The organism is Alteromonas sp. AMM-1 (genome assembly GCF_047290655.1).
GTDB lineage: Bacteria > Pseudomonadota > Gammaproteobacteria > Enterobacterales > Alteromonadaceae > Alteromonas > Alteromonas mangrovi.
The window spans coordinates 17,761-29,630 of sequence record NZ_JBLBUE010000013.1; the positions used below are offsets into that span (position 1 = coordinate 17,761).

The 11,870-nt window shown below is 49.9% G+C and carries 11 protein-coding genes; all 11 read left to right on the plus strand.

Annotated features, from left to right (window positions below):
- The 11 genes from ACLR2L_RS04575 (at window position 1) to mreD (ending at window position 11,867) form a co-directional block, all read left to right on the plus strand.
- On the plus strand, window positions 1-510 hold the full coding sequence (locus ACLR2L_RS04575; RefSeq protein WP_413366095.1) for a hypothetical protein: 510 nt from the start codon (window positions 1-3) through the stop codon (window positions 508-510).
- A gap of 30 nt (window positions 511-540) precedes the next feature.
- Window positions 541-1,179, plus strand: coding sequence for a prepilin-type N-terminal cleavage/methylation domain-containing protein (locus ACLR2L_RS04580; protein WP_140958771.1), 639 nt, complete (start codon window positions 541-543; stop codon window positions 1,177-1,179).
- Window positions 1,180-1,247: 68 nt separating this feature from the next.
- Window positions 1,248-1,754 carry a prepilin-type N-terminal cleavage/methylation domain-containing protein gene (locus ACLR2L_RS04585; RefSeq protein ID WP_413366097.1) on the plus strand — a complete coding sequence of 169 codons (507 nt, stop codon included), beginning with the start codon at window positions 1,248-1,250 and terminating at the stop codon, window positions 1,752-1,754.
- Window positions 1,755-1,771: 17 nt separating this feature from the next.
- Window positions 1,772-2,335, plus strand: a complete 564-nt coding sequence (locus ACLR2L_RS04590) for a type IV pilin protein (protein WP_413366100.1) — start codon at window positions 1,772-1,774, stop codon at window positions 2,333-2,335.
- Window positions 2,325-2,918 carry a type IV pilus modification PilV family protein gene (locus ACLR2L_RS04595; RefSeq protein ID WP_413366103.1) on the plus strand — a complete coding sequence of 198 codons (594 nt, stop codon included), beginning with the start codon at window positions 2,325-2,327 and terminating at the stop codon, window positions 2,916-2,918. Before ACLR2L_RS04590 ends, ACLR2L_RS04595 begins: the two co-directional genes overlap by 11 nt.
- Entirely contained in the window at window positions 2,918-3,760 is an 843-nt protein-coding gene (locus tag ACLR2L_RS04600) for a PilW family protein (protein WP_413366105.1), read from the plus strand. The genes ACLR2L_RS04595 and ACLR2L_RS04600 overlap by 1 nt, the downstream gene beginning before the upstream one ends.
- Complete coding sequence (locus tag ACLR2L_RS04605; RefSeq protein ID WP_413366107.1) at window positions 3,750-4,175, plus strand: type II secretory pathway protein; 426 nt, start codon at window positions 3,750-3,752, stop codon at window positions 4,173-4,175. The genes ACLR2L_RS04600 and ACLR2L_RS04605 overlap by 11 nt, the downstream gene beginning before the upstream one ends.
- Window positions 4,176-4,242: 67 nt before the next feature.
- The gene (locus tag ACLR2L_RS04610; protein WP_413366109.1) at window positions 4,243-9,294 is read left to right on the plus strand and encodes a DUF6701 domain-containing protein; all 5,052 of its coding nucleotides are present in this window, start codon (window positions 4,243-4,245) and stop codon (window positions 9,292-9,294) included.
- Window positions 9,295-9,446: 152 nt separating this feature from the next.
- Window positions 9,447-10,490, plus strand: coding sequence for a rod shape-determining protein (locus ACLR2L_RS04615; protein WP_140958785.1), 1,044 nt, complete (start codon window positions 9,447-9,449; stop codon window positions 10,488-10,490).
- A gap of 38 nt (window positions 10,491-10,528) precedes the next feature.
- Entirely contained in the window at window positions 10,529-11,395 is an 867-nt protein-coding gene (gene mreC, locus ACLR2L_RS04620; RefSeq protein ID WP_413366112.1) for a rod shape-determining protein MreC, read from the plus strand.
- Complete coding sequence (gene mreD, locus ACLR2L_RS04625) at window positions 11,388-11,867, plus strand: rod shape-determining protein MreD (RefSeq protein ID WP_370298050.1); 480 nt, start codon at window positions 11,388-11,390, stop codon at window positions 11,865-11,867. Before mreC ends, mreD begins: the two co-directional genes overlap by 8 nt.
- Window positions 11,868-11,870 lie beyond the last annotated feature (3 nt).

Below are 11,870 nucleotides of genomic sequence, written 5' to 3' on the forward strand. Positions count from 1 at the left end.
GTGAAGCCAAGAGACGAAACCGATGAGAATCTGCGCCGGGTAATGATAAACCTGGTGGTGATTGCGGTTTTCACCATTTTAATGGGCACCGCCATTGTGTACATGTACGACGCAGAACCCGACATTGAAGCTGAATTGATGGACGGCTACGCCAGGCAGTTTGCTGGCAGTGCAACCAATGCTCACTGGCAATGGCAGGCCGAAGGCCGTCCGGAAATGATCATGCTGGTGCATTACGATCGCGATGGTAAAGAAGTCGGTCGCAGGCCGGTGCGCATGGCTCACTTTGGCTGGCCAAAGGTAGAAGCTAATTCAGAGGGTTGCACCCGTGTGTGGGAGCAATTGCTGAATATGCCAGCAAAAGTTGAGGGATTCAGAGTAATTGGCGAGTATTACGCCAGTGACAATGACGATGCAAAAGTGCCCAATGCACGATGCCGGTTTCGGGTGAGTACCGGACCGTACTTTGATTACAGTATATACACTGGTGTGGTTACCCGCGGCGAATAAACTGCGGGCAATAAGGGTTAGGAGATAAACATGATAAACCGAATGGCTGGTTCAACTGCACCTCAGGGGATTGCAACCAAGCAGGGCTTTACCTTAATTGAACTGGTAATCGTGGTGGTACTGCTTGGCTTGTTGGCTGCCGTTGCCATACCGAGATTTCTTGATGTTACTGAACAAGCTGAAGATGCCACTGTAGAAGGGGTGGCGGGTGGCTTTGCTACCGGGGTGGGACTGGTTCGCGCCGAATGGGAACTGGAAGCGCGCCCTCAGGATAATCAGGCCTCCAATCAAACGTTTGTAACGCTGGATGGCATTTTGGTAGCGGTAGATAAGAATACCGGCTACCCCACCGGCCAGTTAAATAACGATGGCAGCACAGAAGACGACAGCATGACTAACCTGGACTGCGAGAGCATTTTCAACCTGATTATGCAAAGTGCGCCAACCATTACGTCTGACTGGGCTAACCGTCCTTTTGACAAATTCAGGTACTTTACCACCGCCAGTAACGGTACGGGCTCCGGTGGTAACGATTTATGTTTTTATTATCTGAGTAAATCGGTGCAAAACCGAACGGTACAACCTACCGACGATACCGCGGGTGATGGCTTTATTTATGACCCGCGAATCGGCCAGGTGGTTGTGTTTAATAACATTTCGTCTAATTAACGGGCTTTGCACTGTACTGTAGACTAAAATAGTGAATAATAGCGTTATCCATTTTAAGGGGAATTAACATGCAGCAACGTGGTTTTACGTTAATCGAACTGATCATCGTGATCGTAATCTTAGGGATTTTGGCAGTAACAGCGGCACCTCGCTTTATTGACTTCCAGGGCGATGCTCGGGCTTCAACTGTCGAGGGTATAAAAAGTGCATTGTTGGGCGGAGCTCAACTAGTTTATGCGAAGTCAGCTATCGCTGGAGAACAGGATAATCCAACAGGCACTGCAAATAACGGTGCGCAGGTGACAATAAATAATGTAGCTATTGAAACTCATTATGGTTATCCAGAAGCCGAATCGATGACGTTTACAAATTTGGCAGGTTGGACTGATATTAGTGATACAGATTGGGATATGACATTGAGCACAGCAACTGGCGGCCCAAGTACAGGAAGTACCGCGTTTACTCCAGATGGAGTAGCTTACTCAACTACGGCTAATGCTGCGTGCTATGCTTTGTATACAGAAGCAACAGCTAGTACTCCTGCAACCGTTACCGTTGTTACTACAGGCTGTTAAGTTAAATCAGGCAGTCGATGCAGCATGATATAAGGTTAAGTCGCGGTAATTGTTCGCAAACTGGTTTCAGTTTAGTTGAGCTAATTACCGTGGTGATACTGATAGGTGTGCTGTCTGTGGTTGCCGCAACGCGATTCCAAACCCGTAAGGGCTATGTGGAATACACCTATCAGGACAGACTCATTACTGCCCTGCGAAACATGCAAACCCGCGCGATGCAAGACACTCGCAGCGGGTTTTGTTTTCGTATCAATCTGGCCTACGGCACGGCAAGCGCCTATGGTCCTCCTTCGTTAAATTATGCGCCCGGCAACGGTTCAGCTACCTGCGCGAGTGGAATTAGCACCAGTGCGCCCGGGTATCTGGCTGTTCAGGCAGCAGAATTGGCCGCGGAATCTGTGGTACTCAGCAGTGCAGACGGCAATTACAGCAATTTTTCGTATTTAGCATTCGATGCACTTGGCAGGCCTTTAAACGGCGCAGCCAATTGCAATACCGGCAGACCCTGCCGGATTACCCTGACCGGGGAATCAAGTGTACAGGTATGTGTGGAAAGTCAGGGATATGTGCATGCGTGCTAATTCCCGTGCTTACACCCGTGGCTTTACATTGATTGAGCTGATCATTGGCATCGTGGTGTTTTCCATAATCATGCTGGTGATCATTGGTGTAATTGGGCCGCAGTCGCGTCTGAGTATTGAGCCTATCTGGCAGATCCGCGCCAGTGAATTAGCCCAGTCGTTGTTAACGGAGATCAACGCCAAGTCATTTGATGAGCAATCTGATCACACCGGCGGAGCCACGCGATGTAACGAAGCGCAAAGTTGCACTGCGTCGGGATCTTTGGGACCGGATAGCGGTGAAACCCGTAACAGTTTTGATGACATCGATGATTACCACGGATTAAATCAAACCGGCGCCAGTATTCTTAATGTGCAAGGCCAATCCATGCTGAATAACGGTGTTAGTCTCTACAATGGCTTTACCGCACAGGTTTCGGTGTATTACGACAGCAACGAAGACGGTATTAACGACGACGATGCCGACCAGAATGGTGTGCCGGATACGGGTACCCTGGTGGGCAATGTGAAACGCATTACGATCACGGTGATAACACCGGGCGGTGAGCCGTTAACCTTTGCCAGTTATCGGTGGAATTTTTGATGCGAAATAGCAAAGGTTTTACCTTAATTGAGCTGATTACCGTGGTGATTATCCTGGGGGTAGCCAGCGCGGGCATTGCTGCCTTTGTGCGCAGTTCTATGCAAACGTATATCGACGTGAGTACCAGGGAACAACTATTAACAGAAAGCCGTTTTGCCATAGAACGGTTAAAGCGCGAAATAGCCAACGCCGTGCCTAACAGCGTACGTATTACCGGCAATACCAGTTACCATTGCCTGGAATTTGTACCCATAAACTGGGCCACTGTGTATACCCGGTTACCCGCACCGGGCAATCTGACCATGGATGTGGTTGCCTTGCACGATATCAACGATGTGCCTTACTCCCTGCCAACAGGCGATAATTTTGCTGTTGTGTATCCTACCCGCAGTGAAGATGTTTACGACGCTACACGAAGTAAGCGAGTAAACGTAACAGCCTGCAGTGACGATGGCGATGGCAATTGCAACACGCTGGATGATAGCGATGATGTAGTACAGCTTACGGTTACCGGTCAGTTTGCGCAGAGTTCACCTGCGTCCCGGGTATACCTGGTGGATCGCGCCGTGAGTTTTTGCGTGTATCAAAATAAGCTTATCCGCTACGAAAATGACATTATCACCAATCAATTAGGGGCGTTTCCCGGATTGCCTGTGCTGGCTGAGCACGTTGCCAATAGTCTGTCGTCAAATCCGGTCGGCAATCCAGCCGAGGATGATCCGTTTCGGATAGTGTCAACCAGCTTGCAGAGTAATGCCATTGTGGAAGTGCGTCTGCGTTTTGTGGATAACGACGAGCAGATAGCCTATCAACAGGAGATACACGTTGCCAATGTGCCATAATCCTAAACAGCAAGGCAGTATGCTGGTGATCACCTTGTTTGTTATCGTGGTGTTGTCGTTTTTGGGCCTTACCATGATCAATTTATTGTCGGGTACCAGTCAATCGGTGATCTACGAAGTACTGGGCGCGCGGGCAAAATTTGCTGCGCAAAGTGGCTTACAGCGTATTGCCGCCAGTGCATTCCCCTTAAATTCGCCGGTAGCCGCATGCAATACCACGTTCACCAGCAGTACTGCACTGGGTCAGGGTGACGGTTTAGAGAATTGCCTGTATCAGGCAACCTGTACAACGACAGCCATCACCAAACAAAGTCAGCAGTATAACTATTACCGTTTCGCGAGTACCGGGGTGTGTCAGGCGGGTGATATCTGGGTGAGTCGTACGCTGGAAATGGACGCATTTGAAGAACAGTAATGCGGCATTCGCCGTAGTGCTATACGTTGAACTACAATAACTGAATATGGGTGTGAGGGCATAAACGTTGAAGCAGTGGTGTAAACAGCTTTTGGCATTGGTTGGGGTGTCGGCCTTTTCTGTTGGGGCGTATTCCGCAACCTGTCAGTCGGTGTTCCCGGATCCGGCTTCTTCGCATTCAACTTCAGGTTACATTCAGTTTCAGCCACAAGCCAAATTGATTGGCAGTGACGGTTTGCTCAATGTAGCCACTATGCTCGACAACAGCGGAGGAGTAAGTTGCGATACCGCCGCTTGTCTGATTACGGGGAGCCCCAGTGGTGGTATTTCTTTACCGTCTTATCAGTATTCCTCGAGTGCAACGGATGTGCGGGTAAACGACTACTCCAGCGGTACGCTGCAGGCAGGGCAATACCGCACCGTAACAGTGGGGAATGGCGGGAGCCTTGCTACCAATGTTGCTGCGCAACCGTTTATCATTAAAACGCTGAATGTCAATTTTAATGCCACGCTAACGTTAAGTTCGGGTGTGTATTGGATAGAACAACTTACCCTGGGGCAAAACGCCAAAATAGTGCTGGCATCGAATGCCAGTGTTGTGATTTACACACGGGCAATGTCTACCAATATTAACAATGCCATTAATGTCAATGGTCAGCCTTCTCAATTGCTGATTCTGTCGGAAGGCTATGTAAGTATTGGGCAGTACTCTCAGGTTAAGGGATTCATTTACAGCGCGAGCAGCGTCACTTACAACACCGACATTACTCATGTGGGGGCTACTAATGCTCAGCAGATTATTTTGCATGACCGCACCAGGGTTACATACGACCAGACTGCATTAACCTCGCTGAATGTTGACGGGCTATGCACGCAACCGGCCACTGTACCTGCGCCTATTGCACACTGGAGCTTAAATACTTGTGCACTTACCGGCGCCAGCGGAGAAGTGGTTGATAGTATCGCGGGTAACAACGGTCGCTCGGTTAATTCGCCCAGTATCGACAGCAATGGTCAGTACTGTCAGGCAGCGTATTTCCGCGGAGATAAAGATTATCTTAATCTGCCTCATAGCAGCGCCTATACCGTAGCGCAGGGCTCGGTATCCTTCTGGATGAACACCAATAACCTGGCATATTTTAATGTACCTCAGGAAGGGGGTATGGCTCTGCTGTCAAAGGACGAAAGCGGGTTGGGCAATGGTGGGCATTTTTCAATGTGGGTAACCAGCACTGGTGCGATTAAAGTGAATCAGCAGTCTGCCTCAACTACCTATCAACTAAACACTTCGCCTGTGATTGTAGAAGGGCAATGGCACCATGTAGTGTATACCTTTGGCTCGTTGGGCATGCAGGTGTATGTTGATAACGTGCTCGTTGGCACTAACGCTAACTATACCTCTGGCTGGCAAAGCAATACTAAGCCGTTACTGGTAGCCGCGAATGCAAACCGGCATAACCCACAGGACAGTGCCTATAATGATCTGGGGGATTTTTACCAGGGTCGTATCGACGACATTCGGTTGTTTCGCCAGCAACTCAGTGCCGAACAAATTGCACTACTCAATGCCCAGGCCGAAGAAACCTGTATTACCTGCGGCTCCAACGCAACCCTGATTTCTCACTGGAAAATGGATGTGTGCAGTTTAACCGGTGCTGCCAATGAAATTGTGGATGTGGTAAGGGGTTATAACGGCAGGGCAGTAAATGGGGCATCAGCGATACCGAATGGTCGCTTCTGTCAGGCGTCTGGGTTCGATGGCAGTGCGCAACACGCTAACATTGCTCATGGCTCCGCCATGCAGTTGTCGTCTGGTACGTTAACCATGTGGTTTAAAGTCGCAGACCTGGACCACAATCGCGACCAGTATGGAAATAGTCTTCAGGGGATTTTTTCTAAGGATTCCAGCGGTCTGGACTATGGTGGTCAGTTTACATTGTATGTCGACCAGGACGGTAAACTCATTTTCCATCAGGAAACCCAATCCCAGTCCTTTGATATTTATACTGGCAGCGTGATCGAAGAGCGCGAGCAGTGGTATCACCTGGCTTACAGTTGGGGGCCGGGCGGTATGAAAGTGCACCTAAACGGCGTTTATCTTGGGGGGTATTTTCAGAGTGGATTCAGCTGGCAGCAAAATCAGGAGCCTATTATTTTAGGGGCCAGTGCAACTAACTCCGGAAACTATCAGTCGCAACCCTGGGAGCTTCATCATTTCCTGCGTGGAGAAATCGACGATGTGAGACTGTATTCTGGTGAACTCACTACTGCCGATGTGCAAGCACTGTTTACCGCCTCCGACTACGCGTGTACTACCTGTAACGGAGCGGGACCGCGCCTTCACTATAAATTTGAGGAGTTAACCTGGCCTGCCATTTCCACTGTACTGGACTCTTCAGCTAACTTGAATAATGGAACCCCAATGGGGAATGTGCAGCCGGTTTCCCCCAGCAATGATATTTCCTGCCGGGCGCTCGATGTACCAGAGAACTACAACACTTATCAGGCGGCGGTGAATACCAACCTGGATCTGAATCAGGTGGGTGACCGTGGTACAGTCTCCTTCTGGTATCGCAGCGATCAACCGTGGATTGGTGGTGGCAATCGTCAGTTGTTCGATGCCTCATCGCAGTTTTACTTTTATATGTCGCTCACAAATAACGGCGAATTGGGCTTCGGGATGGAAGATGCCAGCGGTAACAACATGGATGTGCGAACCCAGCAATTGGGGTATGCCGCCAACGAGTGGGTACACATTGCGTTAACCTGGAATATGCCAGGCGAAGACATTGATTTGTATGTGAACGGCAGTCGCGTTTTTATGTACGGAAACTGGAATCTGACCAATCCGGCACTGGGCAATCTTACTACCATGAAGGTGGGTGATAATTCGTCATCCAACTTTGTGGGGTACATGACTGCGAATTCCGCAAACGGTCAGTTTGATGATTTCCGCCTGTATGATTACGAGCAGTCACGCGAACAAATGCGCGCTGATATGGCCGATGTGGAACAATGTTATGCGGTACATCATTATGAAATTACGCATCCGTCACAATCACTTACCTGCAGCGCTGCAAGCGTTACAATCAAGGCCTGTGCAAACGCCAGTTGTTCAGAATTAGTGAGTGAAGCGGTGAGCGTTAATCTGCCATCCGGAAACTGGTCTGCGTCTAATCCGGTTACTTTTACTGGTACCACTACGCTAACCCTGGCCGAAACGACTGAGGCACCGTATACCCTTTCAGTTACCGCGGCCAATCAGGCTTCATCACCGTTAAATGCTACTCAGTGTACCAACAATTGTGTGATTAACTTTGTTAATGCAGGCTTTGAATTCTATGATACCGCGAATCCTTATCAGACAGCGTTGCCTGACCTTATCGCCGAGTCTGATTTAGGGAGAATAGGATTAAGAGCGGTGCAAAATAACGCGGGCGTATGTAAGGCGTTACTCAATGGACAACAATCGGTAACACTGGGTTATGATTGTGTGTCTGACAACACCGCCAGTTATTCACCGGATCAATGTAGCGTGCCATTCGCGGGTATACCCGTCTCAGGCAATGGTTTGGGGGAAAACAGTGCTGCCGTAACGCTGACGTTTAACAACAACGGCGAAGCGAGTCTGGCTGGTCGCTCTTATGCCGATGCCGGGCGGCTTGCGCTGTCGGCAACCGCAACCATTAGTGGTACAACGATTTCGTCTGGTACCAGCCAGTTTGATAGCGTACCAGCACAGCTTCAGGCTACGGTTGATGCTGCTACGGTAAATCGGGCCGGTGCGGGGCATAATCTGAGCATAAAAGCACTGGGCGCCAATGGTAGTACCTTGCCAGGCTATGCGCCGGGCAGTTTACAACTGGCGGTAATACGACTGTTGCCAGTTTCTGCATCAGCCAGTGAAGGCCAGTACTACGTGAGTGCAAATCAGTCGGTAGCCAGCAGTGATGCAACTACCTGGAATACGGTTGCTTTGCCGTCCTTCGTAAACGGTGTTTATACATACAATGACGCTTATATAAGCGAAGTGGGTACTTACCAGTTTGATCTACAGGATGCAGGTTATTTGGGGCAGACGATTGCTGCCGATAGCGTGAACCTTGGACGTTACACTCCGGCGTACTTCGATGTGTCTGCCGCAAATACGCCTCAACTTGAACCGGCTTGTAGCGCTGCATTTACCTATCTTGGTCAGTCTTTTGGTTTTGCCGCAGGCGCCGAGCCTTCCGTGCAGGTAACCGCCTACAATGCACGGGGGCAGGTAACCGCAAATTACACCGATTCGCAATGGGCATTGTCGCCTTCAACAGCGGCACTCAGTAACCTGTATGTCACCGATAACACTGGGTACACCGGCAGTTTGTCTGTGATTTCAGCCGGGACTGAACCGGTCATCACTGAGAATGTGGATTACGATGGCAATGGCGTAATGACTATCTACGATACCCGTCTGTCATACAGTAAAATTGCTACACCCACTGCGGCGCCGGGGTATGGTTCAGCGTTTAACTCAGATCTTGATATCGTGTTAGGGGCCAGTGTGCTCACTGATGCTGATGGTGTGTGTTATCAAACCAGTTATCCCAATGGTTGCGAAAGCTTCACGCTCGCGTCAGTGCAGGGCAGTGAAATGCGATACGGCAGATTGCGGCTCGATAACAGCTACGGGCCTGAGTCGGCATCATTGCGCATGCCGGTAGTGGCTGAGTACTACAATAATGGCAATTGGATACTCAACACTCAGGACAGTTGCACTGCGGTAGCTTTTACGCAAAGCAGTGGTCAGCTAACACTTGAAAATACGTCAACGGGGGCGGATGAACAGGATATAACCGGGCTCTTATCCGGCATAGCCGGTAGCGGTACGCTAACCAATGGTGAAAGTGGCAACGGTGTGATAGCCGTGGGGCCGCCGCTTTCTAACGGGGTTGGGGTGAGGGGCGCTGTACGCATCCGGCTGGATCCGTCTGCACCCGGTGCCAACTGGGCTAATCATCTGAACATAGACTGGGACGGTGACGGTGATATTGATGCCGATGACAGCCCCGCTGCCGATCTCTTCTTTGGCATTTATCGGGGCAATGACCGCACTATCCACATGCGCGAAGGCTTTTAACTGAGATATTTTTTCTTTAATGGGGGCAGTTTACTTGCTCAAAATAGCCCCCATTGTTAAAGTGTGCGCAACGTTATCAGTTTGCGTCTGAGCGCTGTCTTCCCACACCTTACGGTGTTAATTCAGACGTATATTACAGGAAATACCACTACATGTTTAAGAAGCTTCGAGGCATGTTCTCTAACGATCTGTCCATCGACCTCGGAACAGCGAATACGCTGATCTACGTTAAAGATCAGGGGATAGTATTAAACGAACCTTCCGTTGTTGCCATTCGCCAGGAGCGAGCCGGCGGACCTAAAAGTGTCGCAGCCGTAGGTGCGGAAGCAAAGCGCATGCTTGGACGAACACCAGGTAACATCCGGGCTATCCGCCCAATGAAAGACGGTGTGATTGCCGACTTCTACGTTACCGAAAAAATGTTACAGCATTTTATCAAGCAAGTTCACGACAATAACTTTTTACGCCCCAGCCCCCGGGTACTGGTGTGCGTACCTTGCGGTTCTACACAGGTAGAGCGACGGGCAATTAAAGAGTCGGCGCTGGGCGCTGGTGCACGCGAAGTGTACCTGATTGACGAACCTATGGCGGCTGCAATTGGTGCGGGTCTACCTGTATCAGAAGCAACCGGTTCAATGGTTGTGGATATCGGTGGTGGTACTACCGAAGTTGCCATTATCTCGTTGAACGGCGTGGTGTACTCATCGTCAGTGCGCATTGGTGGTGACAAGTTCGACGAAGCCATCATCAACTATATTCGCCGCAACTTTGGTTCACTGATTGGTGAAGCCACAGCAGAACGCATTAAGCACGAAATCGGTGCGGCGTACCCAGGTGAAGAAGTTCGCGAAATTGAAGTGCGTGGCCGCAACCTGGCTGAAGGTGTACCGCGTGGCTTTATTCTTAACTCCAACGAAATTCTGGAAGCGCTGCAAGAGCCATTAACCGGTATTGTGTCTGCCGTCATGGTAGCGCTGGAACAATCTCCGCCTGAACTTGCATCGGACATTTCTGAGCGTGGTATGGTGTTAACCGGCGGTGGTGCACTGCTTAAAGACCTCGACCGCTTGCTAATGGAAGAAACCGGTATTCCGGTGGTCATTGCCGACGATCCGTTAACCTGTGTGGCGCGTGGAGGAGGTAAAGCCTTCGACATGATCGATATGCACGGTGGCGACTTGTTTAGTTACGAATAAACGAACAAGGCAACCTCCTCAGGTTGCCTTGCTGTTTTATGGATACCATTTTTACCCGCGGCCCCTCACTGAATAACCGGCTGGCATTGGCGTTAACCATGTCGGTGGCTTTGATGTTCCTGGATTTTAAGCTCGATGCTTTTTCTTCATCGCGGGTATTCCTGAATTCACTGATGAGTCCAATTCAGTATCTGGCCAATTTGCCCGGACAGTTTCTGGAAGTCAGTGCCCAGCGATTCACCTCCCGACAAGCACTCATAGCTGAAAACGAGCAACTCACTAATAAACTGCTATTGATGAGCGAAAAATTGCAGCGATTCGAAGGTCTTGAACGTGAAAATGCACAGCTTCGCAGGCTGCTGGACGCGCCGATAAGACAGGATATGCGCAAAATGGTGGCTGAATTAATGGCGGTAGACAATACCCCTTACAGTCAGCAGATTGTTATCAACAAAGGCGCAATCGACGGTGTTTTTTTGGGCCAGGCTATCCTGGATGAACGCGGTATCGTAGGCCAGGTAATGGAAGTAGGTTCCACTAACAGCCGGGTTTTACTGATCAGCGACGTTACCCACTCCATTCCGGTGCGCTCGGTTCGCAATAATGCACGCTTTATTGCCAGCGGCGGGGGCGTTATCGACGAATTGTTTTTAGAGCATGTCTCCCACAGCACTGATGTCGAAGTAGGCGATGTGTTAGTTTCGTCTGGATTAGGCGATGTATTCCCGGAAGGCTATCCGGTTGCCGAAGTAACCGAAGTGGTACGCGACGAATCCCGCCCGTTTGCACAGGTAACTGTACTGCCTCTAGCGCGCCTCAATCGCCTCAAATATTTGCTGCTGCTGTGGCCAGTAGATGGTGACGCTGCTCCGGAAACAGATGACGTTGAGGGTGCCGATGATTAAGGTTCGTCACTACACTATTGCCATCAGCATAATCATTGCCATGGTATGCCAAATAATACCGGTGCCCATTCAGGTAGATATGTATCGACCTGATTGGGTGTTAATTGTATTGGCTTACTGGGTTATGGCGCTACCACACCGGGCAAACGTTGGTGTGGCATTTATCAGCGGTTTGGCAATGGATATTTTGCTTGGCACCGCACTGGGCGTGCACAGTTTCGCCCTGAGTGTATCGATTTACGTACTGGCAGCAAACTACCAGCGCCTGAGAAATTACTCGGTATGGCAGCAGGCCGTGATTATTGGAGTGGTAAGTGGCCTTTATCATTCATTGCTATTCTGGCTACTGCGGTTACTCACCGATGTGACATTCCGTTTTGAGGAATTATGGCCAGTAGTGACATCCATGGCTTTGTGGCCCTGGATGTTCTGGCTGTTGCGAAAAATAAGACGTCAGTTAAGAATTGCCTAAGGA

Excerpts from the sequence above, each read along its gene's own strand:
- ACLR2L_RS04595 (WP_413366103.1), top strand. The coding sequence starts at position 2,325 with ATGCGTGCTAATTCCCGTGCTTACACCCGTGGCTTTACATTGATTGAG.
- mreD (WP_370298050.1), top strand. The coding sequence starts at position 11,388 with ATGATTAAGGTTCGTCACTACACTATTGCCATCAGCATAATCATTGCC.
- ACLR2L_RS04615 (WP_140958785.1), top strand. The coding sequence starts at position 9,447 with ATGTTTAAGAAGCTTCGAGGCATGTTCTCTAACGATCTGTCCATCGAC.
- ACLR2L_RS04580 (WP_140958771.1), top strand. The coding sequence starts at position 541 with ATGATAAACCGAATGGCTGGTTCAACTGCACCTCAGGGGATTGCAACC.
- ACLR2L_RS04605 (WP_413366107.1), top strand. The coding sequence starts at position 3,750 with ATGTGCCATAATCCTAAACAGCAAGGCAGTATGCTGGTGATCACCTTG.
- mreC (WP_413366112.1), top strand. The coding sequence starts at position 10,529 with ATGGATACCATTTTTACCCGCGGCCCCTCACTGAATAACCGGCTGGCA.
- ACLR2L_RS04585 (WP_413366097.1), top strand. The coding sequence starts at position 1,248 with ATGCAGCAACGTGGTTTTACGTTAATCGAACTGATCATCGTGATCGTA.
- ACLR2L_RS04600 (WP_413366105.1), top strand. The coding sequence starts at position 2,918 with ATGCGAAATAGCAAAGGTTTTACCTTAATTGAGCTGATTACCGTGGTG.
- ACLR2L_RS04590 (WP_413366100.1), top strand. The coding sequence starts at position 1,772 with ATGCAGCATGATATAAGGTTAAGTCGCGGTAATTGTTCGCAAACTGGT.